This window comes from Paraburkholderia sp. PGU19 (genome assembly GCF_013426915.1).
GTDB lineage: Bacteria > Pseudomonadota > Gammaproteobacteria > Burkholderiales > Burkholderiaceae > Paraburkholderia.
Genome location: NZ_AP023181.1, coordinates 807440 through 831130, shown reverse-complemented (window position 1 = coordinate 831130; position 23691 = coordinate 807440). Strand labels below are relative to the sequence as shown.

The 23691-nt window shown below is 62.3% G+C and carries 21 protein-coding genes and 1 pseudogene; 8 read left to right on the top strand and 14 right to left on the bottom strand.

The features are described 5' to 3' along the window. Positions 1-22: 22 nt before the first annotated feature. Complete coding sequence (locus H1204_RS33625) at positions 23-340, top strand: AraC family transcriptional regulator (RefSeq protein ID WP_243468983.1); 318 nt, start codon at positions 23-25, stop codon at positions 338-340. A gap of 560 nt (positions 341-900) precedes the next feature. Here the strand turns inward: H1204_RS33625 and H1204_RS33620 are convergent. Further along, positions 901-2084: pseudogene (locus tag H1204_RS33620) on the bottom strand (IS3 family transposase). Positions 2085-2550: 466 nt separating this feature from the next. Next, on the bottom strand, positions 2551-3522 hold the full coding sequence (locus tag H1204_RS33615) for a LysR family transcriptional regulator (protein WP_180734816.1): 972 nt from the start codon (positions 3520-3522) through the stop codon (positions 2551-2553). Positions 3523-3622: 100 nt separating this feature from the next. On the opposite strand from H1204_RS33615, the gene H1204_RS33610 reads away from it, so the two are divergent. The 6 genes from H1204_RS33610 (at position 3623) to H1204_RS33585 (ending at position 9993) form a co-directional block, all read left to right on the top strand. Beyond that, the gene (locus H1204_RS33610) at positions 3623-4705 is read left to right on the top strand and encodes an ABC transporter ATP-binding protein (protein ID WP_091783233.1); all 1083 of its coding nucleotides are present in this window, start codon (positions 3623-3625) and stop codon (positions 4703-4705) included. A gap of 69 nt (positions 4706-4774) precedes the next feature. Beyond that, complete coding sequence (locus tag H1204_RS33605) at positions 4775-5485, top strand: HAD-IA family hydrolase (RefSeq protein WP_035995617.1); 711 nt, start codon at positions 4775-4777, stop codon at positions 5483-5485. Positions 5486-5487: 2 nt separating this feature from the next. Further along, a complete protein-coding gene (locus H1204_RS33600; RefSeq protein WP_180734815.1) occupies positions 5488-6819 on the top strand; it encodes an FAD-binding oxidoreductase in 1332 nt (443 codons plus the stop codon). Continuing rightward, a complete protein-coding gene (locus H1204_RS33595) occupies positions 6816-7727 on the top strand; it encodes an ABC transporter permease (protein WP_107204361.1) in 912 nt (303 codons plus the stop codon). The genes H1204_RS33600 and H1204_RS33595 overlap by 4 nt, the downstream gene beginning before the upstream one ends. Further along, complete coding sequence (locus tag H1204_RS33590) at positions 7724-8521, top strand: ABC transporter permease (protein WP_180734814.1); 798 nt, start codon at positions 7724-7726, stop codon at positions 8519-8521. Before H1204_RS33595 ends, H1204_RS33590 begins: the two co-directional genes overlap by 4 nt. A 20-nt stretch (positions 8522-8541) precedes the next feature. Further along, positions 8542-9993 (top strand): aldehyde dehydrogenase family protein, encoded by a 1452-nt coding sequence (locus tag H1204_RS33585; protein WP_180734813.1) that lies wholly within the window; start codon positions 8542-8544, stop codon positions 9991-9993. A 34-nt stretch (positions 9994-10027) separates the two neighbouring features. On the opposite strand, the gene H1204_RS33580 is transcribed toward H1204_RS33585, so the two are convergent. The 7 genes from H1204_RS33580 to H1204_RS33550 all read right to left on the bottom strand — a co-directional run bounded on the left by H1204_RS33580 (position 10028) and on the right by H1204_RS33550 (position 17630). Continuing rightward, entirely contained in the window at positions 10028-10447 is a 420-nt protein-coding gene (locus tag H1204_RS33580; protein WP_180734812.1) for a type II toxin-antitoxin system HicB family antitoxin, read from the bottom strand. A gap of 195 nt (positions 10448-10642) precedes the next feature. Further along, the gene (locus tag H1204_RS33575; protein WP_180734811.1) at positions 10643-12328 is read right to left on the bottom strand and encodes a GMC family oxidoreductase N-terminal domain-containing protein; all 1686 of its coding nucleotides are present in this window, start codon (positions 12326-12328) and stop codon (positions 10643-10645) included. 112 nt (positions 12329-12440) lie between these two features. Continuing rightward, positions 12441-13451 (bottom strand): ABC transporter substrate-binding protein, encoded by a 1011-nt coding sequence (locus H1204_RS33570; protein WP_042306073.1) that lies wholly within the window; start codon positions 13449-13451, stop codon positions 12441-12443. Positions 13452-13701: 250 nt separating this feature from the next. Continuing rightward, complete coding sequence (locus tag H1204_RS33565; RefSeq protein WP_180734810.1) at positions 13702-14046, bottom strand: cupin domain-containing protein; 345 nt, start codon at positions 14044-14046, stop codon at positions 13702-13704. A gap of 40 nt (positions 14047-14086) precedes the next feature. Beyond that, positions 14087-15064: a M14 family metallopeptidase gene (locus H1204_RS33560; protein WP_180734809.1), complete on the bottom strand. Its 978-nt coding sequence runs from the start codon at positions 15062-15064 to the stop codon at positions 14087-14089. Beyond that, on the bottom strand, positions 15061-16533 hold the full coding sequence (locus H1204_RS33555; protein ID WP_180734808.1) for an NAD-dependent succinate-semialdehyde dehydrogenase: 1473 nt from the start codon (positions 16531-16533) through the stop codon (positions 15061-15063). The genes H1204_RS33560 and H1204_RS33555 overlap by 4 nt, the downstream gene beginning before the upstream one ends. Positions 16534-16550: 17 nt before the next feature. Further along, positions 16551-17630, bottom strand: coding sequence for a tartrate dehydrogenase (locus H1204_RS33550; protein ID WP_180734807.1), 1080 nt, complete (start codon positions 17628-17630; stop codon positions 16551-16553). 130 nt (positions 17631-17760) lie between these two features. Between H1204_RS33550 and H1204_RS33545 the strand changes: the two genes are divergently transcribed. Next, entirely contained in the window at positions 17761-18678 is a 918-nt protein-coding gene (locus tag H1204_RS33545) for a LysR substrate-binding domain-containing protein (protein ID WP_180734806.1), read from the top strand. On the opposite strand, the gene H1204_RS33540 is transcribed toward H1204_RS33545, so the two are convergent. From H1204_RS33540 to H1204_RS33520, 5 genes are all read right to left on the bottom strand, one after another. Then, positions 18672-19169 carry a winged helix-turn-helix transcriptional regulator gene (locus H1204_RS33540; protein WP_180734805.1) on the bottom strand — a complete coding sequence of 166 codons (498 nt, stop codon included), beginning with the start codon at positions 19167-19169 and terminating at the stop codon, positions 18672-18674. The genes H1204_RS33545 and H1204_RS33540 overlap by 7 nt on opposite strands. Before the next feature lie 44 nt (positions 19170-19213). Continuing rightward, on the bottom strand, positions 19214-20623 hold the full coding sequence (locus H1204_RS33535; protein ID WP_180734804.1) for an aspartate aminotransferase family protein: 1410 nt from the start codon (positions 20621-20623) through the stop codon (positions 19214-19216). 1027 nt (positions 20624-21650) lie between these two features. Then, positions 21651-22577 (bottom strand): glyoxylate/hydroxypyruvate reductase A, encoded by a 927-nt coding sequence (locus tag H1204_RS33530; protein ID WP_180734803.1) that lies wholly within the window; start codon positions 22575-22577, stop codon positions 21651-21653. A gap of 3 nt (positions 22578-22580) precedes the next feature. Continuing rightward, a complete protein-coding gene (locus H1204_RS33525; RefSeq protein ID WP_180734802.1) occupies positions 22581-23483 on the bottom strand; it encodes a GNAT family N-acetyltransferase in 903 nt (300 codons plus the stop codon). Positions 23484-23510: 27 nt separating this feature from the next. Further along, positions 23511-23672: a hypothetical protein gene (locus H1204_RS33520; RefSeq protein ID WP_180734801.1), complete on the bottom strand. Its 162-nt coding sequence runs from the start codon at positions 23670-23672 to the stop codon at positions 23511-23513. Between the last annotated feature and the right edge of the window lie 19 nt (positions 23673-23691).

Genomic DNA, 23691 nt, shown 5'->3' with positions numbered 1-23691 from the left:
TACCGGTCAATCGTCTTCTTTTATGCTGCGGGATGCGCTTGCTTATATCGAGGCGAATTTCGATAAGACTGTGAGTCTTGCGCAGTTGGCTGAGCTGTCCGCGCTCAGTGTTTCGCGGTTTGCTACTGTGTTTAGACAGCAGGTTGGGCTTTCGCCTTATAGGTATCTGTGTGGAGTGCGTGTGCGGCGTGCGCAAACTTTGCTGCTGGCAGGCGTGCCTGGGGCTGTTGTGGCAACTGAAGTTGGGTTTTTTGATCAGAGCCATCTGGCCAGACACTTCAAACGGTTTTGTGGCGTGACGCCGAGTCGGTTTTTGTTGAATGCCAAGGAGATGGGGTAGAGCTTTTTAATTGTCTGCGACGCTGGGCGGGGTGCTGGTGTTTGTGCTGGTTTTCGCGTTGGGGTGGTTTGCTTTGTTTTTGTGCTGGCATCCGCGATGCGTTAGCTCGCTTCACGCGTCGCCCCTGTGCGGGGCGGCACCTACTTTTCTTTGCCGCCGCAAAGAAAAGTAGGCAAAAGAAAGCGGCTAACACCGCCAGCTCTTGTGTTTGCTTGAGGGCCCCCAACCGGTCTTACGCCTCACACGGCAATCACGTGACCCATGTCCGTTGCCAACGCTCTTGCGGTGCGCCTCACCCGCTTCGCGCACCCGCGTCGCCACATGCCGCGCCAGACAATCTACGGCCGCCCAGGTGGCAAACTGTGTGTTGGCCCAAGTGCTCCACACGCCTCACTCCGGAACGATAGCGCACGCGTGCCACCACGTAAGAGCGCTACCTTATACGACGCGACAACCTACACACAGTTTGCCACCTGGGCGGCACATACCATTCGCTGCCGCTAGCTCGAGTACGGGTGTTTGACCTTGCCCCTGTTTGACGAATCCCATAGCCACGGAAATCAGGCCGCTTCGCCTCGCTGAACTGCGGCCCAGTTTTTCTCGAACGTCATGGGGCTGACGTAGTTGAGCGTCGAGTGTAGGCGCCGCGCATTGTAAAAGCCGAGCCAATCAATCACTTCATCCATTGCGGCACGCCGCGTGGCGAAGTGCCGCCCATGCATACGTGCGACCTTTAGCGAACCCCATAGACTTTCAGTAGGCGCGTTATCCCAACAATCGCCGCGCCGGCTCATTGACGAACGCATGCCATAGGCCTTCAACGTGTCCTGAAACAGGCCGCTGCAATACTGGCTGCCCCTGTCGCGATGCACGATTACGCCGGCTTCAGGGCGGCGTCGGAACCACGCCATGCGCAATGCGTCCGTGACCAGTTCAGCCTTCATGTGCGGCTGCATCGACCAGCCCACCACCTGCCGGCTGAACAGGTCGATGATGACCGCGAGGTACACCTAGCCCTCGGCTGTCGCCAGATACGTGATGTCGGTCGTCCAGACCTGGTTCGGTGCAGTTGCAGTGAAATTGCGCTCCAGCAGATTTGGCGCAACCGGCAAATCGTGGTTCGAGTTTGTCGTCGCGATGTACTTGCGCTTGTGCCGGGCTCGAATGCCATGCTGCGCCATCAGCTTGCGCACCCGCTCTTTGCCCACGCGCACGCCATGCGTGAGCAGTTCCTTCCACATGCGCGGCCAGCCGTATTCACCCCTGACCTGCGTGTGAATCGTCTTGATGTGCGCAAGCAGTGCGTCGTCACTCATGCTGCCTCGGTGCGGCTTGGCCTGCGCGGTGCGTTGCCTGCGCTGATGATATCCGCTGGGACTGACTTCCAGCACTTCACATAGCACCGAGACCGGCCAGTGGTGTCGATTGCGCTCGATGAACGCGTACTTCACATCGACTCCTTGGCGAAGTACGCCGCTGCTTTTTTTAAAATATCTCGCTCCATCTTCAGGCGAGCCACTTCGGCACGCAGCCGCGCCAGCTCCATCTGCTCCGGACTCACAGGCTTCGTGCCGGCTCCCGTCAGCTTGCCTTCCCGGTCAGCCTTCACCCAGTTGTACAGCGTCTGTTCAACCACACCCAGTGTCGCCGCCACCGCCGCCATGCTTTGCCCGGCCTTGACCAGTCGCACCGCTTCCAGTTTGAACTCGAGCGTGTACTGCGCTCGCTTCGCCTTGCTTGTCATCGTTCTTCTCCTTGCTTGAGTTTACCTGCTCAGCAAGGGATTCGTTTTTCCGGGGCAAGCTCAGTTTGAAGTGGGTGAGGCGTTTATTCGAAGCGTTGGCAACGCACGCGAATAAGGACGTTGCCGTATGAAGCGTAAGACCGGTTGGGGGCCCTCAGGCAGGGAGAAATGTTGGCGGTGTTAGCCGCTTTCTTTTGCCTACTTTTCTTTGCGGCGGCAAAGAAAAGTAGGTGCCGCCCCGCACAGGGGCGACGCTTGAAGTACGCTAACGAATCGCGGATGCCAGCACAAAGGCAGAAATACCAAACGGCATGGACTTCACCGCGAAGGCAAATCCGCGCCACGAAGGCAAAACCGAAAGTAGGTGCCGCCCCGCACAGGGGCGACGCGTGAAGCACGCTAACAAAACGCGGATGCAAGCAAAAAGGCAAGCACACCAACCGGCGTCGCAGACAACCAAAACCCCCTACCCAAACTTCACACCAGTCTGCCTCATAGCCTCCCCCAGCCCCAGCCTGGGATACTTCTTCTCAATAATCCGCATATCATTACGAGTCTCCTCGATAAGCCAATCGCGGACATCGTCCACAATAGGCCGTAAAGGCTTATTAGCAGGCCGCACCAAACAGCACCGCCGGTTCGTAACAATAACTTCCTGCTCAGCGGGCAAAAGCGCCCCTTGCGCAAGCCAGTGGGACACCACATTCAACCACCCAAGCGCTATCCCCTGCCCAAGCAGCGCAGCCTGCACCACAATCGCATAATCATTAAAGCTCAGCATCCCGGCAACATGCCGCCCATGCCCGACGAACGCACCGAATCGCTCATGCCAGCCGCGCTCCTCGTCATCCATGACGATAACCGTGTCCCCATGCGCGCGACCAGCATCGCTTAACGCATTCTCCCGATACCGCTCATTGCAAACAGGCAAAAGCGTCTCAGGCATAACCAGCACCGCATGCTCATCAATCTCGCCATCGTGCAAAAACCGCATCCCGAGATCGACGTCATGAAGCGGTCCGCCTATCCGCCCCGATATCAGCTGAAACCGCAAATCGATATTAGGGAAAGCCTGATTCAGCCGGCTCATGCGCGGCATCAGCCAATGCGTGGTGAAACCAGTGGAAACCGACAAAGTGACGGACTCGACTCCCGTCGCACGGGCCTCGATTTCCCTGATTGCATTTTCAACGCCATTGAAACCCTCAGAAATCGCGCGATACAGAATCCTGCCGCTTTCAGTGAGTTCGATACCGCCGCGCACCCGCTCGAACAGGCGCACGCCAATATGGTCCTCCATGCGCGCGAGCATGCGGCTCACGGCAGGCTGGCTCACATAGAGCTCCTGCGCGGCGCGCGTGAAGTTGCCGCAGCGGGCGGCCGCTTCGAACACGAACAGCGCATTCGCGCTCGGCAGTTTCTTGCGAAGGTTGGGCATGACCTGATGTTATGCCCGATCCAACAATTTGGGAATTGCTGTCAAAAAGAACGGGACTTATATTTTTCTCAACACACCCATTTCCAGCGAGACACACGTCATGGACGCACGAGCGAAAACGGGAGTATCGATCAGGTCGGCAGCGAAGCGTTATGGTCCAGTGGTCGCGCTGGACGACGTATCGCTGGATATCGCGCCGGGTGAATTCGTGTCGCTGCTCGGGCCGTCCGGGTCGGGCAAGACGACACTGCTCGGTATCCTCGGCGGCTTCGTGCAGCCGAGTTCCGGCACGGTCTGGGTCGGCGAGCGCGACATTACATTTGCGCCGCCGCACAAGCGCAACATCGGCATCGTATTCCAGAACTACGCGCTGTTTCCTCATATGACAGTCGGCGAGAACGTCGCCTTTCCGCTGCGCGCGCGCCGTGAGCCGAAATCAGGCTGGGCGAAGAAAGTCGCCGACGCGCTCGCCATGGTCGAACTGAATGGCTACGAGTCGCGCAACATCAGCCAGTTGTCGGGCGGCCAGCGTCAGCGTGTGGCGCTCGCGCGCGCCATGGTGTTCGAACCGCAACTGATTCTGATGGACGAGCCGCTCTCCGCGCTCGACAAGCAACTGCGCGAAACCATGCAGATCGAATTGCGCCGCTTGCATCGCAAGCTTGGCGCGACCATCGTCAACGTGACGCACGACCAGCGCGAAGCACTGACGATGAGCGACCGCGTCGCCGTGCTGAAGGACGGCAAGCTCGTGCAGATCGATACGCCCGAGCGTCTCTATGACCGTCCGTGCGATGCGTTCGTCGCGAGCTTTATCGGCGAAGCGACGCTGCTCAACGTGAGCCGCGCAGGCGACGATGCCGTGCGTCTCGGCGATGCTGTCTTGCGCACCGCGCATCCATTGCCGCGCGGCGACAAGCTGCTGCTCGCGGTGCAAACGGAAAAGCTCGTGATCGACGGCGCGGAGGGACAGGGCGTCGCGCACGCAAACCGCCTGTCGTGCCGCGTCACCGAAGTGCTGTATCAGGGCGAGAGCCTGCGCGTGTTCGCCGCGCTCGCCGACGGCACGGCTATCAGCCTTCGACAACCCGGCAGCCATGAAGCGCGCCGGCGCATTCCATCGCCGGGCGCGCAGATGACCGTCGCGCTCGATCCTCAGGACACGATCGTCGTGCCCGCCTGATTTCACTCACCGCCTGTGCACGGGCATGCCTTCTTACGCGATTCACGCAAACTGCAAAGGGATGATGCAATGAAGCTCACCGATTTCAAGGTTCTGACGTTCGATGTCGTCGGCACGCTGATCAACTTCGAAAAGGGCGTGCTCGCCTCCATACGGCGTCTGGGCGGCGCGAAAGCGAAAGACCTGACCGACGAAGCGATCTTCGAGCCGTACATGCGTGGCCGTGCGACCTATCCGGGCCGATCCAGCCACGAGATGGCCAACGTCTATCTGTACGTCGCAAAGGAACTCGGCCTGCCCGATGACGCGCAATCGGCTGCTGCATTCCAGCGCGACGTGCTCGACTGGCCCGCATTCGAAGATTCCGTCGCGGCGTTGAAGCGTCTGCGCAAGCACTATCGCTTGGTCGCGATGACGAACGCGGACCGCGTCGCGCTGTCGGCGTATGCGCACACGCTCGGCGATCCGTTCGACGACACCGTCTGCTGCGACGAAACGGGCGTCGCGAAACCCGATCCGCAGTTCTTCGCGTACAACCGCGGACGTCAGGCGGCATTCGGCTACAAGTTCGGCGAAATCCTGCATACCGCGCAAAGCCAGTATCACGACATCGGCATCGCGACGAAGCTCGGCTACGCGACCTGCTGGATCGAGCGTCGTCAGGGTTTGAAGGGTTTTGGCGCGACGCCTGTCCCCGAAGCCGTCACTGAGCCCACCTTCAAGTTCGCGACGCTCGCCGCGCTCGCGGACGCCGTCGAAGCTGAAGCGCGCGCCGCCTGATCATGCTCGCGCCGACGACACCGCACCGGCCGCAGCCGGACTCGCTCTGGCGGGCGATGGCTGCGCGCTCACCCGTCACGGATGCGCGCGTCAGCACGGGCGCGCCGCTTGCGCGCGATCTGATCGTCGATGTGGCGATCATCGGCGCGGGTTATTCGGGCCTCGGGGCCGCGTATGCGTTGCAAAAGCGCGGTGTCGATTGCGCGGTGTTCGATGCGAACCCTGTTGGCTGGGGCGCGAGCGGGCGTAACGGCGGCGTGGTGTCGTCGAAGTTCCGGCTGTCGTTTCCATCGATAGCAAGCGCGTACGATCTCGATACCGCGAGGCGCATGCATCGGCTTGCGCATGAAGGCGTGCGCGTGGTCGAGCAGTTCGTCGATGAGTTCAAGCTGGAGCGTGCGCGCTTCGAACATACGGGCAGCCTGCGCTGCGCGCACACCGAGCGCGCGTTCGCGTCGGTTCGCGCTGAAGCCGATTGGGTGCGAACGCAGCTTGGCGATGGATCGATGAGCGTATTGTCGCGCGAAGACATAACGCACGAGACGGGTTCGAACGGTTTTGTCGGCGGCGTGCTGAGCGCCGATGCAGGTACGATCCTGCCGCTCGAGTATGTGTGTGGCATCGCTCGCGCGCTGACGGCGCGCGGCGTGCCGATCTACGAAGCAACGCCGATTCTCGACATGACGCGCGTGCAGGAAGGCGTGATGCTTCGCGCGCCCGGCGGCAGCGTGCGCGCGAAACAGGTGATCGTCGCGACCAATGCCTACTCGAATCTCACGCAGGCCACGTCGTCATATCAGCGCGAACTCGTGCCGTTTCGCAGCGCGATGATAGCCACGGAAAGATTGTCGGCGGAACTCGACGCGAAGCTGATGGTCAACGGGCGCAGCTACACCGAAACGCGCCGCATGATGAAGTGGTTCCGCAAGGTGGACGGGCGCATGCTGTTCGGCGGCCGCGATGCGTTCGGTAAGGAAGGGCAGGCAACGGGCTTCGATGCATTGCAACGCGCGATGGTCGGGCTCTTTCCCGATCTGGCGGGCGTGCGTGTCGAGTACGGCTGGTCGGGGTATGTGGGCATGACGTTCAACGCGTTGCCTCATGTCGGGCGCAGCGACGACGTCACGACATTCTGTCTCGGGTATAACGGAGCGGGTGTCGCGATGGCGAGCCTGATCGGGCAACATGCTGCGGCGCTGGCGCTCGGCGAGAAGCCGGAGCTGGCGTTGCTTGCGCAGGACGGCTTGCGGCCCGTGCCGTTTCATTCGCTGCGCGCGCCGGGCGTCAGGCTCGTTGCCGCGTGGTATCAGTTTTTGGACGCAGTGGGTGCATGATGACGACAGCCAAACACGTTTTGCAGGAACAGACTGTGATGCAGGCCACTACGATCGATCCGTCGGTACGTCACCAGCAGCGCGAAGACCGCGCGATGCTGCTGCTGATGGCGCCCGCGCTGCTCGTCGTCGTGGTGCTGCTGGTGTTGCCGCTGGCGTGGCTTTCGTGGCAGTCGATCTATCACGACGGCGCGTTCACGCTCGTCAACTATCGGCGCATTTTCACGGGCACGTATCTCGACACGTTTCTGATGACGTTCAAGCTGAGCATCATCGTGACGGGCATCACGTTGCTGCTCGGTTATCCCGTTGCGTATTTCGCGGCCTCCGTGCCGCCAAAGTGGAGCGCGTTGATACTCGGCATGGTCATTCTGCCGTTCTGGACCAGCGTGCTCGTGCGCACGTATGCATGGCTCGTGCTGCTGCAACGCACGGGACTCGTGAACAAGGCGCTGCTGTCGATGGGTTTGATCGACCGGCCGTTGCAGCTTTCGTACAACCAGTTCGGCACGATCGTCGCGATGGTGCACATCCTGTTGCCGTTCATGGTGCTGCCGCTTTACTCCGCGATGCAGAAGATCCCCGGCAATCTGTCGCAGGCGGGCGCGAGCCTGGGTGGCTCGCCGTTGCATGTGTTCTGGCGCGTGTTCCTGCCGCTATCGATGAGCGGCGTCGTCGCGGGTGTGACGCTCGTGTTCGTGCTGTGCCTCGGTTTCTACATCACGCCTGAGTTGATGGGCGGCGGTAAGTCGATCATGGTGTCGATGGTGGTGAGCCGCAATGTCGAGATTTACAACAGTTGGGGCGCGGCGAGCGCGGTGAGCGTCGTGTTGCTGGTCTGCGTGTTCGCGATCTTCTATGCAGCGAGCCGCGTGATTCCACTCGAAAAGACCCTGGGCGCGAAATGAACAAGCTCTCATTCGGAAGGCTGACGCTCGGTGCGGGCGTTGTGCTGATCCTCGTGTTTCTGATGCTGCCCGTGGTGATCGTCGTGCCGCTGTCGTTCTCCGATACGCGCTTCATGACGTTTCCGCCGCCCGCGTATTCGCTGCGCTGGTATCACTCGTTCTTCGACAACCCGGCCTGGATCGACGCGGCGCGCGTGACGCTGACGGCCTCCGTGTGCGCCGCGCTGATCGCGACGCCGCTCGGCATCGCGGCTGTGTATGGTATCCAGCACGGCTCGCATTGGTCGATGCGCTATCTGCGCACGCTGCTGATGCTGCCGTTGATGGTCCCCATCATCATCGTCGCAGTGGGCGTGTTCTTCGTGTTCACGCAGGCTGGATATGTGAATACGCTGACTGGGCTGATCGTCGCCGATACGATGCTCGGCTTGCCGTATGTGCTGATCTCGGTGGGCGCCGATTTGCGGACCTTCGATCGCACGCAGGAAATGGTCGCGCGCAGCCTCGGCATGAACCGCTTTCGCAGCTTCATGACGGTGACGCTGCCGCAGATCAAGGCGAGTGTGATTTCCGGCGCGGTCTTCGTGTTCATTCAGGCGCTGGATGAAACGGTTGTCGCGCTGTTCATTTCGGGTGGCTCGAACCAGACGCTGACGCGGCGCATGTTCGTCACGTTGCGCGACGAGATCGATCCGACCATCGCCGCGATCAGCACGATGCTGACGGCGCTGACGCTGTGCCTCGTGATGATCGTTGTCGTGAGCCGCCGTTCGTCGGCCGTCGCGCGGGCCTGATTTCTTTCTACGGAAACCGGATGTCCAATTCACTGAAGTTCTATATCGACGGCGCGTGGGTCGAGCCGTCCAGTTCCGCGCGTCTGCCCGTCATCGATCCTTGCACCGAAGAGCCGTTCGCCGAAGTGGCGCTCGGCAATGCGCAGGATGTCGAGCGCGCGGTGGCGGCGGCGAAGCGTGCGTTCGTATCGTTCTCACAGACGCGGCCTGAAGAGCGCGTTGCGTTGATCCGGCGCATTCTCGATGTGTATCTCGAACGTTATGACGAGATGGCCGAGACGATCATGCGCGAAATCGGCGCGCCCGCGAAGCTTTCGCACGCATGGCAGGCGGGTCTTGGCAAGCGGCATCTGGAAGAAGTGCTGCGTACCTGCGAGACCTTCGAATGGCAGCGCAAGAAGGGCACGACGCTGATCAATCATGAGCCTGTCGGTGTCGTCGCGTTGATTACGCCGTGGAACTGGCCGATCAATCAGGTCGTCTGCAAGGTCGCACCAGCGATTGCTGCTGGCTGCACGATGGTGTTGAAGCCCAGTGAGGTGTCGCCGCTCAACGCAGTGCTGTTTGCCGAGATCATCGATGCCGCTGGCGTGCCCGCTGGTGTCTTCAATCTGGTCAACGGCGATGGGCCGACAGTGGGCGCGGCGTTGTGCAGTCATCCCGATGTCGACATGGTGTCGTTCACGGGTTCGACGCGTGCCGGTATCGAGATCGCGAAGCTCGCTGCGCCGACCGTCAAGCGCGTTCATCAGGAACTGGGCGGCAAGTCGGCGAACATCCTGCTCGACGATGCCGATTTCGAAACGGCCGTGACGGCTGGCGTCAATTCGTGCTTCGGCAATAGCGGTCAGTCGTGCAACGCGCCGACGCGGATGCTCGTGCCCGCGTCACGGCACGACGAAGCGGTCGAGATCGCGCGGCGCGCGGCGGATGCCCATCGTGTCGGCCCGGCCGATGCCGCGGATACGACGATGGGCCCGGTGGTCAGCGACGTGCAGTTCGGGCGTGTGCAGCGGTTGATCGGCATCGGCATCGACGAAGGCGCGCAATTGGTGGCGGGTGGCACTGGACGCCCCGATGGACTGGCGCGCGGCTACTACGTGAAGCCGACTGTGTTCGCGAACGTAGACCCGTCGATGACGATTGCCCGCGACGAGATTTTCGGCCCCGTGCTGGCGATCATGCCGTATCGCGATGAAGAAGAAGCGATCGCGATTGCCAACGATACGCCGTTTGGGTTGGCGGCTTACGTGCAATCGGCGGATATCGAGCGGGCGCGGCGCGTGGGGTTCAGGATGCGCGCGGGTAGTGTGTACCTGAACTATCCGGCATGGGACGCGGGCTCGCCGTTCGGCGGGTACAAGCAGTCGGGCAACGGGCGCGAATATGGCGAGTGGGGGCTGGAGGCGTTTCTGGAGGTGAAGGGGTGGTGGGGTTTGGGGGATAAGTGGCGGAATGGAAAGCTCCGTTGACATGGGGCTTCCATCCCGGCGATTGCGGCGCGTATTACACCGCGCGAACATCAAGACGCTTGCCCAGTACCGCAAACGCCGACTCGACCATCTCGATCTTCGATGAATGGCCGAAGTTCAGAAGTCGATCGACCTGCACCTGATTGACGCTGAGCCGCCGCGCGAGTTCTGCCTTTCGCACGTTCTGGCGGAGCATTTCATCCGCGAGCAATACCTTTGCGGTGACGAGCGCCGGCAACGTGGCGACGGGTTGCCCGCGTTTGGCCTTCGAAGGCATCGGGATGCTTCGCTTCTCCGCGAAGTAGATTTCGAACGCGGCCTCGAGCGCATCCAGCGCTTGCACTTTCGCGTCCTCTTCGTCGTCGCCGACGGTGATGGCTTCCGGGACGTCTGGAAACGTGACGAGCAGCGTTCCGTTGTCGTCGGGTGTCAGGCTGATCGGGTAGCTGAGCATACGTGTGTCGTGGTTTGCCATTCTTTCAAAGAACATGGACGTGATACGCGAGTGAGAGAGCCCGCGTAGGGCACCAGCCTTGTTTCGAAGGCAGCACTGTACAACATCGATGCTGGATTTTGCGTGTGAATTTACAACAAAAATGTTGTGTTTTCTGTGAAGGCAATTCACGCGGACTTGAGCATGAGAATTAGCTCAGCCTGCTGCCGATCCTCTTATCTTCGCCGCGACCCTCTCCGCCACCATAATCGTCGGCACATTGGTATTCGCGCACGGAATAGACGGCATCAGCGACGCGTCGCACACATGCAGTCCTTCCACGCCATACACCGCGCCATCCGCGTCGGTCACGGCCATCGGATCATTGGGCGCACCCATCCGGCACGTGCCCGATGGGTGCCACGTTCCCCCAACCGACCGCGTGACAAACTCAGTCATCGCCGCGTCATCGGCCAGCAGTTCATCGATCGAAACGCCTTGCGTCACCACGCGCCGAATCAGCGTCCCACGCAACGGACCGGCAATATCGAGCAGCGCGCTCAACGCCCCACGCTGAAACGCGTTCCACACGCCCGGCACGGCCACAGCCGCGACACGCGGCGAATAGCTCGACGGAAAAATCGCGTCACGATGCACGGCCATCGAAGGCGCTGCCAGCGTCTGCGCACCAAAGCGCAACGCGAGCTTCAACCGTTCGAGATCGCGCGGGTCCGACAACATCGCGAAATCGACCAGCGGCTCATCGAAAGGACTCGCTGATGCAAGCTTCAAAGACCCGCGCGAATACGACTTGTTGACCCAGAAGAAAATCGTCCCGAGCCGATACCCGACCGAATGCCAGCCCGAGCGTGACAGAATCGCGCCGTGCATGTCGCCGGGCACGGTATCGGGCAAGCCGGAAGAAAAACGCACGATCGCCTGTTCATGATGCTCGTCGGGAAACGGCGTGCGGGCGGCGCGCGGCAGAAACGCCGACACGGCAATCGACGGATGCTCCATCAGATTGCGCCCGACGCCCGCGCGGTCTGCGCGCACCTCGATGCCGAGCGCGGCGAGATCGCTGGCGGGACCGATGCCGCTTCTGAGCAGCAGCGCAGGACTATGAATCGCGCCCGCACTGACGATCACACGCGCCGCGCGCACATCTTCATGCGTACCGTCCGCATGCAAAACCCGCGCACCCGTTGCACGCCGCCCGTTGAACAGTATCCGCTCGACGACGAGACCCGTGCGTATCGACAGATTCTTGCGTGCACGCACGGTATCGTCGAGATAACAGACGGAAGTCGGAATGCGCTCGCCTGCTGCGCTCACGGCAATCGAGCCAACGAACGTGCCGTCTTCCCATAGACCGTTCTGATCGTCGCGCAACGCATGTCCGCGCTGTTGCAGCGTGCCGAGCACGGCCTGCACGAATGGCGAGATACGCGGCCAGCGAGTGCGCTGAATGCGCAGTGGCCCGCTCGCGCCATGCAGTTCGCCGCCGAAGTCGCAATCGGTTTCGAGCTTGCGAAAGTAGGGCAGACACGCTTGCCAGTTCCATCCGCCTGCGCCGAGCGCTTCCCATTCGTCGTAGTCGGCGGGCGCGCCGCGATTGGCCATCAGCGCATTGATCGCCGAGCCGCCGCCCAGCAGCTTCGCCTGCTCATAACGGCGCAGCGCAGCTGGCGCGCTCATGCGCGCTTTCAGTTGCTGCCAGATGTTGTGCGTGTCGAGATACGCGCGGCCCGGATAGCGGCTGCGGATCGCATCGGGCATGGTCGCCTGTGAGATATCGCGGCCGGCTTCGATCAGACACACGGTCTTGTCCGTAGCTTCGGACAATCGCGCAGCCAGCACGCAGCCTGCCGATCCGCCACCCAGAATCAGATAGTCGATCACGTCGAATGTTATGCGGCGCGTGTCGCCGGCTGTGCGTGAGAATCGATGAAATGAAAAACGCCCGCAACGAACGACGTTCCTGCGGGCGCCTGATTGGCAATGCGCGATTACGTTATTGCATGAACTTCAGCCAGCGCGCCTTGGCCTGAATGCCTGCGTCGGAGGCCCACCATTCTTCCGACATCAGCGCCTGCTTCGACGCGTTATCCGGCGAGCTCGGCAGTTCGCTCGCGCGCTTCGCGGTGATCTTGCCCGTCTTGAACGCAGCGGGGTTGCCCGGACCGTAGTCGATATAGAGCGGCAGATTCGCCTGTAAATCCGGCGACAACGCAGCGTTGACGAACTTGATCGCGTCGGGCAGATTCGGCGCGTTCTTCAGCACACACAATTGCGTGTTCTGCAGAATGCCGTCATTGAACGTGAAGTCGACATCGGGATCATCCTTCTTCACGGCGCTGGCGCGGCCGTTCCAGATCATCGTCATGTCCACTTCGCCGTCGTGCAGCAATTGCGCCGACTGGCCGCCCGAAGTCCACCACACGGTAATGTCGGGCTTGATCTGCTGCAGTTTCTTAAACGCACGATCCACATCCAGCGGATAGAGCTTGTCGCGCGGCACGCCATCGGCGAGCAGCGCCGCTTCGAGCACCGTCTGCGGATCGTTGCGCAGCGCGCGCGTGCCGGGGAAGTTCTTCACGTCCCAGAAGTCTTTCCAGCTTTGCGGCACCTTCTTGAGGTTCTTCTTGTTGTAGCCGATCACCGTCGAATAGAACTCGTACGCGACCGAATACGGCGTGCGATATTTTTCCGGCACGGCTGCCGCGTTCGGGATCTTCGAGAAGTCCAGCTTTTCCAGCAGACCTTCGCGGCCGCCGCGCAGACAGTTCGAGGTCGGCGTATCGACCACGTCCCAGATCGGCTTGCCCGTCGCGCCTTGCGCCTTGATCTGCGGCCATGCGTCGGGAATGCTGTCCTGGTTGATCGTGATGCCTAGCTGCTTTGCGGCGGGGTCGAGGATCGCCTTGGTCTGCGCTTCCTGATACGTGCCGCCTTGTGAGACGAAAGTGATTTTTCCCGCCGCGAACGCGGGCGCCATGCCCGCGATGCTCAACGCGAGCGTCATAACTAATGGGCGCAACTTCGTTTTATTGATCACGACTTTTTCCTCGACACGGTTGAAGCGAAAGACATCTTCCAGGTCGTGCTGCCGCGCTTCCGGCGTGGCGCAGGAAGCAGAACAACGCGGGATTGATTGAAAATATAGTGAGTCAATTTCGGCGGAGCAACGCCGGAATTGTTGGAGTCCCCATGACGTAGTGTTATGTCAGACGCTTGCTGCGCACGTCACCAGGGCACTCACCGATCGCATGCCGTCAGAAGATCACGTAGACCTTGCGCATCGTCTCTTCAACTTCCCATGTGCCTTCCGTTTGGGCTTCGAAGAACAGCGTGTCGCCGCCCGAGAAGTGAACCGTGTCTTCGCCGTCGGGCGTGAAGCGGCCACGCCCGCTGAGGAAGTGCATCACTTCGGCCTGCTTGACCGAGCGCCGATACGTGCCGGGCGTGCATTCGAAGATGCCCGTATCGATCGCCTCGCTGCCGCGTATCACTTTCTGCACGCCCGATACCTGAATTTCCGGCGTGCCTGGAAGACCGGCCGTGCCCCAGTCTTCCAGCCCCTGCAATGCAATGCTTTGTTTGATCTGCTGGACTTTCATCTCGTGGTTTCGTTGACGATGGTTGGAATGACGGCAAACGCTATTGCGTTCTCGCGATACGCTTCTCGATCTTGCCGAGTCGCACGACGGTCACGCCCGCGCGCAACTGCCTGAGCGAAGGCATCACGAGCATGCAGTCGGGATAGGGCGTGCGCACGGCTTCACCATCCGACCAGCCGATCTCGCTGCCCGCTTCGGGAAACACCTCCAGGCCCGTGTAATCGCCGGCGAAGCGGAAGTCGAGACTCTTCGCGACGACAGGCTCCGTCACCCGCACGATCAGCATTTCATCGGGCAGCGGCAGGGTCCAGCCTGCGGGTAAGTCGGCTTCGTCGACCACGCCGGACAACACGAGAAAGCGCGCCGTCACATCGCGCGCGACGGCTACAGCGCCCGCTTCCCAATGCTGTCCGCATTCGATCAGCAACGCGTTCTTCTCGCTTCGAGGATCGCCGAAGCCTTTGTAGTCGCGCATGCGGCGGCCTTCGGGATGGCCTTCGTCGCAGATCACGGTGGCGGGCGTGCCGAGCTTTTCCGACAACGCGATGCCCTTGTCGAGCGGCCCGGCGACGATCAAGGGCTTGCTCTTCTCATGCATCGAATGCAGATCGAGCAGCAGATCGACGGTATCGATCACAGGCCGCATCGCGCGTGCGCGGCGCAACTCGCTCGAATCGAGCGCGCTGTTGTCGAGCGTTTGCGCCGTCCATACGCGGTTGAAGTCCTGATCGACGAAGCGCGCCGCATCCGGCTTCGACGGATCGAAACGCGCGTAGGCATCGACGTTCGCGAACGCGAGCGTCAGCGTGCCGCGCCGTGGACGCAGCTTCGCGCGCAGCAGCGCATCGACGACGATCGCGCCGCATACCTCATTGCCGTGCGTGAGCGCGTTGATCATCACGTGCGGACCGGCGACGCCCGAATCGAAGGTATGCACGTACGCGATGCCCGTGTCGCTCTTCTCGTGCACGGAGATGTCGGGAAAGGCGACTTCGATTGGATAGGCCTGCGCGTTCATTCGAGCCCGCCCTGGCAGAGGTATTTGATCGACAGGTAATCGTCGAGGCCGTATTTCGAGCCTTCGCGGCCATAGCCCGATTCCTTCACGCCGCCGAAGGGCGCGGCCTCGCTCGCGAGCGCGCCTTCGTTGATGCCGACGATGCCCGCCTCCAGTTGCCGCGCGACGCGGTCGATGCGCCGCACGTCCTGGCTGTAGAAGTACGATGCGAGGCCGAACGGTGTGTCGTTGGCGGCGCAAATCGCTTCGGCTTCGTCGTCGAAGCGGAACAGCGGCGCGACGGGGCCGAAGGTTTCCTCGCAGCTCAGGTGCATGTCGGGCGTGGCGTCAGCGAGCACGGTCGGCGCGTAGTAGTTCGGACCGAGTTCCGGCAGGCGCTTGCCGCCCGTCAGCACGCGCGCGCCACGGCTTACGGCGTCGTCGACGTGACGCGCGATCTTGTCGATCGCGCGCGCGTTGATCATCGGACCGATCTGCGCGGCGGGATCGGTGGCGGGCGCGACTTTCAGCGCGGCGACGCGCGTTGCGAGCAGGTCCGCGAAACGCTCGTACACGCCGGACTGGACGTACACGCGGTTCGGGCACACGCAGGTCTGGCCGCCATTGCGGAATTTCGCGGCCAGCAGGCCCGTGACGGCGGCGTCGAGATCGGCGTCGTCGAACACGATGAAGGGCGCATTGCCGCCCAGTTCCAGCGACAGCTTCTTCAACGTCCCCGCCGATTCACGCGCCAGATACTTGCCGACAGGCGTCGAACCCGTGAACGTGATCTTGCGCACGCGGCTGTCCGCGAGCCAGTCGCCGACGGCGGGCACCGCGTTCTCGCGCGATGCCGAAATCAGGTTCAGCACGCCCGCCGGCACGCCCGCCTCATGCGCGAGCATCACCAGCGCGAGGGCAGTGAGCGGCGTGTCTTCAGCAGGCTTGCCGACGACGGTGCAGCCCGCCGCGAGCGCGGGCGCGATCTTGCGCGCGATCATTGCGAGCGGGAAATTCCACGGCGTGATCGCAGCGACGATGCCGACGGGTTCCTTCACCGCGCTCATGCGCTTGCCGCGCTGCTGCTGCGGAATGATGTCGCCGTAGATGCGCGTCGCTTCGTCCGCGAACCACGCGACATACGACGCGCCGTACATCACCTCGCCGCGTCCTTCGGCGAACGGCTTGCCTTGTTCCAGCGAGATCAGGCGGCCGAGCGCATCGGCGTTCTCGACCATCAGCGCATGCCAGCGGTGCAGCACGGCCGCGCGATCCTTTGGCAAGGCGTCGCGCCAGGCGGGGAAGGCGCGGGCGGCGGCATCGGTGGCGGCGCGCGCGTCGGCGGCGTCGCTGTCGGCGACCTGCGCGATCACTTCGCCCGTCGCCGGGTTCGTCACATCGAAGCGCTTGCCTTTAGCAGACGCCACCCACTTGCCGTCGATGAAATTGTCGCTGCGGATCAGCTCGCTCAACTCGTATCGCTTGGTCATCTAAAGACTCCTGTGGTTCAGGCGAGGCGATGCGCGATAGCCGCGCCCACTTCAGCCGTATTCGCCTTGCCGCCCAGATCACCCGTATGCGGACCTTCCTTGAGCGTGGCTTCGATCGCGGCGAGGATCGCGTCGTGTGCTTCGCGCTCCTTGCCCGCCCCGTTGCCGAGAAAGTCGAGCATCATCGCCGCCGACCAGATCATCGCGATCGGATTGGCGATGCCTTTGCCCGCGATATCCGGTGCGGAGCCATGCACGGGTTCGAACAGCGACGGGAACGTGCGGTCCGGGTTCATGTTCGCCGACGGCGCAATGCCGATCGTGCCCGTGCAAGCCGGACCGAGGTCCGACAGGATGTCGCCGAACAGATTGGTCGCGACCACCACGTCGAAGCGGTCCGGATTCAACACGAAGCGTGCACAAAGAATATCGATGTGCTGCTTGTCCCACGTCACGTCGGGATAACGCGCGGCCATTTCGGCGGCGCGTGCGTCCCACCACGGCATGCTGATCGAGATGCCGTTGCTCTTCGTCGCGACGGTGATTTTCTTCTCGCGGCGCTGCGCGAGATCGAACGCGAACTTCAGTACGCGCTCGGAGCCCTTGCGCGTGAAGATCGACTGCTGCATCACGAACTCGCGCTCGGTGCCTTCGAACATTGTGCCGCCCACCGACGAGTACTCGCCTTCCGTGTTCTCGCGCACGATCATGAAGTCGATATCGCCCGCCTTGCGGCCCGCGAGCGGCGACGGCACGCCTTCGAACAGGCGCGCGGGACGCAGGTTGATGTACTGGTCGAACTCGCGGCGGAACTTGAGGAGCGACCCCCACAGCGAGATGTGATCGGGCACGGTGTCGGGCCAGCCGACCGCGCCGAACAGCACGGCGTCGACGCCTTCAAGTTGCTGCTTCCAGTCGTCGGGCATCATCTGGCCGTGCTGCGCGTAGTAGTCGCAGCTCGCCCACTCGATATGCTGATAGTCGATGCCAATACCGTAGCGCTTGCTGACGGCGTCGAGCGCGCGCAGCGCTTCGGGCATCACCTCCTTGCCGATGCCGTCGCCGGGAATCACTGCGATGCGATAGTTGCGGGTCATATGCGTCTCCTCGTCGGGAAAATGTCGGAAAGGGTTCGGGTCATTCAGGCCCAGCGTTCACTAACGACTAGTCTATTCCTGATTAACCGTCATAAAATCGCGCTTTCGGTTAAGCCACTATGCACGAACTGTGAATAAATCGCCGAACCTCGACGACCTGCGCGTGTTCTGCACCGTCGCCCGCAAAGCCAGCTTCAGCGCGGCGGCGGATGCGCTGTCGGTGTCGGCGGCGTATGTCAGCAAGCGCGTGAACATGCTCGAAGCGGATCTGGGCACGCGGCTCTTTCATCGGTCGACGCGCCGCGTCGCGATCACGGAGGCGGGCGAGCGCGTGTACGCGTGGGCCGAAAAGATTCTCGACGACGTCGACCGGCTGGTCGAAGACGTGTCGACCACGCGCCGCGTGCCGCGCGGCACGTTGCGCATCTCCAGCAGCTTCGGCTTCGGGCGTCACGTCGTGGCGCCGGCGCTGGCGCGGCTCACCGAGCGCTATCCGCAACTGAGCGTGCGGCTCGACCTGTTCGACCGCATCGTCGATGTGGCAGGCGAAGGCTTCGATCTCGACATTCGTATCGGCGACGACATCGCGCCGCATCTGATCGCGAAGCGCCTTGCGGAGAACCATCGCGTGCTGTGCGCGTCGCCGGAATACCTGAAGCGTCACGGCACGCCGCGTCAGCTTGCGGACCTCGGCACGCATCATTGCCTCGCGATCAAGGAACGCGACCATCCGTTCGGCATCTGGCGTCTGACGGAGCGCGGCGAGACCGTCTCCGTCAAGGTGACGGGGCCGCTGTCGACCAATCACGGCGAAGTGGCCGTGCAATGGGCGCTCGCGGCGCGCGGCATCGTGTTGCGTTCGATGTGGGATGTGCGCGCGCTGCTGGATTCGGGCGCGCTCGTGCAGGTGCTGCCCGGCGTCACGCAGCCGGCCAATGTGTGGGCCGTGTATCCGGCGCGGCTGGCGTCGTCGGCGAAGGTGCGCGTGTGCGTCGATTTTCTGGCGGACGAGTTTGGCCGCCTCGCCGCACCCGCAGCGCCTCAATGATGGTTCTGTGAGAAGAGTGTTTCGAGCGGGTAGTGCGTCTTGACGAACGGCGTCTTGATGATGACGTAGCTGAAATACTTTTCGATGCCGATATCGCGCTCCAGCAGCCCTTCGATGATGCTCTGATAGTGACTGACGCTGCGCGTAATGAACTTGAGCAGGTAGTCGTAGCCGCCGCTCGCCAGATGGCATTCGACGATCTCGTCGACATCTTTGATCGCGTTGACGAACTTGATGAAATCTTCGCGGCGATGGTCGGCGAGCGTGACTTCCGTGAACACGATCTGCACATCGCCGAGCTTTTCGAGCTGGATCTGCGCGCCGTACCCGATGATGTAACCCGCCTTCTCCAGACGCTTCACGCGGATCAGACAAGGACTCGGCGACAGCCCGACTGCGTCGGCCAGCTCGACGTTCGTGATTCGCCCTCGCTTTTGCAACTGCGAGAGGATGCGCAAATCGATTCGGTCCAGCTTGCAGTCGGTGCTCATCGTGAGTCGGTCGGTCCCGCATGTCGAAGGGTCGGTCGATGTTATCACGCAGCCGCGCGGCGTTTAAATTCGATCGAACCCTTCAGTGCGGCGCGCACGTCGGCTTGCGCGAGCACGTCGTCGAGCGTCTTTTCGAGGCGCTCGAACAGCAGGTCGAACTCGCTTTCCGTGTAGCACAGCGCGGGCGCGAAACCGAGGATGTTGTCGCCGAACGCGCGGAACACGAGGCCGTTCGAATATGCAGCGGCAGCAATGCGGTCCGGCAGTTTCAGCGCCGCATCGAAGCCCTGTTTCGTGTCCTTGTCGGCGACGAGTTCGAGCGCGCCTAACAGGCCGCGATGCCGCGAATCGCCGACGAGGGGATGCGCGAGCAGCGCATCGAGCCCTTGCGCGAAGCGCGGCGCACGCGCGACGCCGTTCGCGAGGAGGCCGCCTTCCTGATAGAGGCGCATCACTTCGAGGCCGATCGCGGCGCTCACGGGGTGCGCCGAGTACGTGTGCCCGTGGCCGATCGCCGCCGCGACGTCGCCGCCGTCGGCGATGCCCTGATAGACGCCGTCCGACATCAGTACCGCGCCCATCGGCGCATAGCCCGCCGTGAGGCCCTTGGCGACCGTCATCAGGTCCGGCTCGACGCCTTCCGCTTCGCACGCGAACAGCGGCCCTGTGCGGCCGAAGCCTGTAATGACTTCGTCGGCGACGAACAGGATGCCGAGCTTGCGGCAGGCCTCGCGCATCGCCTTCAACCAGCCGACGGGCGGCACGATGACGCCACCCGAGCCCTGGATCGGCTCGCAGAAGAAGGCGGCGACGTTGTCCGCGCCGAGAGCTTCGACTTTCGCTTCGAGCGCGGCGACGGAGGCGGCGATCAGGGCGGTGTCGTCGGCGAAATCATTGCGGTACGCGTAGGGCGACGGGATGTGATGTTGCGTGGGCAGCGGCACGTCGAAGTTGCGATGGAACGCGGGCAGCGCGGTGAGGCCGGCGCCGATCGACGACGAGCCGTGATAGCCGCGTTGCAGCGCGATGATGTGCTTTTTCGACGGACGGCCTGTCGCGTTGAAGTAGTGCGTGATGAAGCGCAGCGCGGAGTCGACGGCATCCGATCCACCGAGCGTGAAGTACACGTGCTGCAGCGACGCGGGCGCGAGTTCGACCAGCTTGGCGGCGAGTTCGATGGCGGGCTCGGAGCCGAAGTGGAAGTAGCCTGTCGCGTAGGGGAGGCGTTGCAGTTGTCGTGTCGCTGCGTCGACGATGCTTTGATGGCCGTAGCCGGTGTTGACGCACCAGAGGCCGGAGAACGCGTCGAGCAGTTCGTTTCCGTCGATGTCGCGGAGGTAGACGCCTTGCGCGGAGTCCAGCACGGTGACGCCGCGCGCTTCGTGCGCGCGATAGCTGACGACGGGGTGGATCAGGTGTTTGCGGTCGGATTCGATGAGGGATCGGTTTGGCATGGGGTGGGTCTCGTTTCTTCGCTATCGCGGGTGGGAGGCGGACCGTTTCATACTACAGAGAGGGGGTTGGCGCGTGATTCGCCAAATCAATCTTCTAATGATGCGGATGTGGTTTTTTGGGGGGTGGGGGCAGCATTTTGTGCTGTGGCGGGGGTTTTTTGTCTGCGACGCTGGGCGGTGGTTTGGATTCTGCGCTGGCAGTTGGGTTGAGCCGGGAGGTGTGTTTGCCTTTGTGCTGGCATCCGCGATTCGTTAGCGTGCTTCACGCGTCGCCCCTGTGCGGGGCGGCACCTACTTTTCTTTGCCGCCGCAAAGAAAAGTAGGCAAAAGAAAGCGGCTCACACCGCCAACCTTTCTTCTTGCCTGAGGGCCCCCAAAGGGTCTTACGCTTCACACGGCAACATTTCTGTTCGCGTGCGTTGCCAACGCTTCGAATGAGCGCCTCACCCACTTCAAACACCCGTACACGAGCTAGAGGCAGCGACTGGTATGTGCCGCCAAGGTGGCAAACTGTGTGTAGGCTGTCGCGTCGTATAGCCTGGCGCTCTTACAGGGTGGAACGCGTGCGCTATCGGTCCGAAGTGAGGCGTGTGCAGTACTACGGCCTACACACAGTTTGCCACCTGGGCGGCAGTGGACTATCTGGTACGGCGTGCCGCAACGCGGGTGCGTGGAGCGGGTGAGGCGCACCGCAAGAGCGCTGGCAACGAACGTGGGTCACGTGGTTGCCGTGTGAAGTGTAAGACCCTTCGGGGGCCCTCAGGCAGGAAGAAGAATTGGCGGTGTGAGCCGCTTTCTTTTGCCTACTTTTCTTTGCGGCGGCAAAGAAAAGTAGGTGCCGCCCCGCACAGGGGCGACGCTTGAAGCACGCTAACAAAACGCGGACGCCAGCGCAAAGGCAAAACGCGGACGCCAGCGCAAAGGCAAAACGCGGATGCCAGCGCAAAGGCCAAAACGCCAAACGGCAACGGCAACGCCTGCACCGCAAAGGCAAACCCCCCACCCCAGCGTCGCAGACAAAAACCCCTTAATACCCTCGACTCCGATCAATCTCCCCAACCATCGGCACCCCATCGCGCCACCGCCGAATATTCTCCAAAACCACATCAACAGCGCCCTCAGGCCGAGTAGCACTAGCAATATGCGGCGTAATCCTCACCCGCGGATGCGTCCAGAACGGATGTGAATCCGGCAACGGCTCCGGATCAGTCACATCAAGAATGGCATTCTGCAACTGCCCGCTATCGAGCGCATCGAGCAGATCCTGCTGATCAACCTGCGCCCCGCGCCCCACATTAACGAACGAAGCCCCTTTCGGCAGCTTGCCGAACAGACGCTTATCGAGCAGCCCACGCGTCGCATCCGTAAGCGGCAGCAAGCACACAAGCACATCCGTCCGGGCAAGAAACGCATCGAGCGCCTGCACACCCGCAAAACACTCAACGCCCTCTAACCGATGCTCAGAGCGACTCCACCCCGCACACGGAAACCCAAACAACCGTAGACGCTCCAGCACGGCAGTGCCCAACATCCCAAGCCCCAGCACGCCGACACGCCGCGTCGAAGCCGCCCGCACGGGCATCTCACGCCAGACCCGCTGTCGCTGCTGCAAAACATAATCGAACAGATCGCGATGAATAGTCAGCACGGCCTGTGTCACGTACTCCACCATGCCTTCGACGATCCCTGGCTCGATCATCCGTACCACAGCAATATGCGGCGGCACTCGCGACAGATCGAACTGATCGATGCCCGCGCCCACCGAAAAGATCACTTCGAGATTCGGCAACGTGCGCGCCGGGTCGTCAGGTGGCTGCCACGCGGCGAGATAACGCACGGCCGCCGGGTCGCCGACGTCCGGCCACAGCCGAAAGGGAATCTCCGGCGCCTTTTGCGCGAAGTGCTGCGCCCATAACTTGCCGCGCTCAGGATCGGCCTTGTAGAGAAGCGTCATGATTTAACCAAGTGCCTGATTGACGATAGCGAACTGCACGACGGAAGGATCGCTTGCGGGCGTGCCGTTGCGGGACATCTTGATCACAGTGTCGACGCATTTGAGGCCCAGTTCTTCGAGCCAGGACGTAAGGCCGCTGTCGCCGGGCGTGTCGATGCGGGTGAATGCGCCCGCGTTCGCCGCGAGACAATGCGCGATCAGCGCTTGCGCACGGCGCGTCGATTCGTCTGCGGAGTGCTCTACTACGACAGGGCCGATCGCGTGTCCACGGCCAAACGGCCGCAGCAATGCGAAACCGAGCACCACACCATCCCGCTCGAGCGCAACGCCTCGCGCAACATCGAGCAGAGCAGGCAGCAGCGCACTGCGATCGAGGCCGCTCGCGCGCGAAGCAAGGTCGATCAGGCGGGGCGTGTCGGCGGCTTGCAAGGGGCGCAGTTGCTCGCCCGGTTTCAGCACGATCTGCGGGACGCGAAAGTCGGTGGCCTGGTGCTGGTTGATCGTGCCGATTGCGCGGAAGCCGAGCTTCTCGTACAGCGGCTGGCCGGCCGGCGTTGCGTGCAACACTGTGGTCCGGCTGCCGAGCATTTCGAGCAGACGCTCCATCAACTCGCGTCCAATGCCTCGCCCTTGCTGATCCGGCGAGACGATCACCATCCCGAGCGACGCACCGTCCTCGCCGTACTTCCAGCACAGCGCCGTGCCGACGATGCGGTCCCCACTCAGCGCGACAAAACCGCTGCCGGCATCGGCGACCAGGCGCCAGTCGTCGGCGCGATGCGGCCACTTGACCTCGAGCGACAGCGCGTGCGCGGCGGCGATGTCGTCGGGCGTGAAAGGCCGGAAGGTAACGGTGGCAAGGGTGGAAAGCGTGGAAAGGGCGGAAAGCGGTTCGGGCGTGGACACGAAAGCTCCTCTGGCTGGATACGCCCGTTACTGTGTCATTTCGTCGGCGCGAAGACTAGGACGATCCTGCTGCGACGGGCGCACACCGTTCATGCCCGCGCCCGTGCGCGCCGTTTTGCGCAGCGCCGCAACGCGCGTCTTGCCGGGCCAGTGTTTCGCGCAAACAGCCGCCGCAATGCGGTCTATCATGGAAACTACAGCAATCTTC

Coding starts and splice junctions, on each gene's coding strand:
- H1204_RS33625 (WP_243468983.1), top strand. CDS start 23: ATGCTGCGGGATGCGCTTGCTTATATCGAGGCGAATTTCGATAAGACT.
- H1204_RS33595 (WP_107204361.1), top strand. CDS start 6,816: ATGATGACGACAGCCAAACACGTTTTGCAGGAACAGACTGTGATGCAG.
- H1204_RS33610 (WP_091783233.1), top strand. CDS start 3,623: ATGGACGCACGAGCGAAAACGGGAGTATCGATCAGGTCGGCAGCGAAG.
- H1204_RS33520 (WP_180734801.1), bottom strand. CDS start 23,672: ATGATAGACCGCATTGCGGCGGCTGTTTGCGCGAAACACTGGCCCGGC.
- H1204_RS33605 (WP_035995617.1), top strand. CDS start 4,775: ATGAAGCTCACCGATTTCAAGGTTCTGACGTTCGATGTCGTCGGCACG.
- H1204_RS33535 (WP_180734804.1), bottom strand. CDS start 20,623: ATGCCAAACCGATCCCTCATCGAATCCGACCGCAAACACCTGATCCAC.
- H1204_RS33600 (WP_180734815.1), top strand. CDS start 5,488: ATGCTCGCGCCGACGACACCGCACCGGCCGCAGCCGGACTCGCTCTGG.
- H1204_RS33530 (WP_180734803.1), bottom strand. CDS start 22,577: ATGACGCTTCTCTACAAGGCCGATCCTGAGCGCGGCAAGTTATGGGCG.
- H1204_RS33555 (WP_180734808.1), bottom strand. CDS start 16,533: ATGACCAAGCGATACGAGTTGAGCGAGCTGATCCGCAGCGACAATTTC.
- H1204_RS33570 (WP_042306073.1), bottom strand. CDS start 13,451: ATGACGCTCGCGTTGAGCATCGCGGGCATGGCGCCCGCGTTCGCGGCG.
- H1204_RS33560 (WP_180734809.1), bottom strand. CDS start 15,064: ATGAACGCGCAGGCCTATCCAATCGAAGTCGCCTTTCCCGACATCTCC.
- H1204_RS33580 (WP_180734812.1), bottom strand. CDS start 10,447: ATGCTCAGCTACCCGATCAGCCTGACACCCGACGACAACGGAACGCTG.
- H1204_RS33540 (WP_180734805.1), bottom strand. CDS start 19,169: ATGAGCACCGACTGCAAGCTGGACCGAATCGATTTGCGCATCCTCTCG.
- H1204_RS33615 (WP_180734816.1), bottom strand. CDS start 3,522: ATGCCCAACCTTCGCAAGAAACTGCCGAGCGCGAATGCGCTGTTCGTG.
- H1204_RS33585 (WP_180734813.1), top strand. CDS start 8,542: ATGTCCAATTCACTGAAGTTCTATATCGACGGCGCGTGGGTCGAGCCG.
- H1204_RS33565 (WP_180734810.1), bottom strand. CDS start 14,046: ATGAAAGTCCAGCAGATCAAACAAAGCATTGCATTGCAGGGGCTGGAA.
- H1204_RS33590 (WP_180734814.1), top strand. CDS start 7,724: ATGAACAAGCTCTCATTCGGAAGGCTGACGCTCGGTGCGGGCGTTGTG.
- H1204_RS33550 (WP_180734807.1), bottom strand. CDS start 17,630: ATGACCCGCAACTATCGCATCGCAGTGATTCCCGGCGACGGCATCGGC.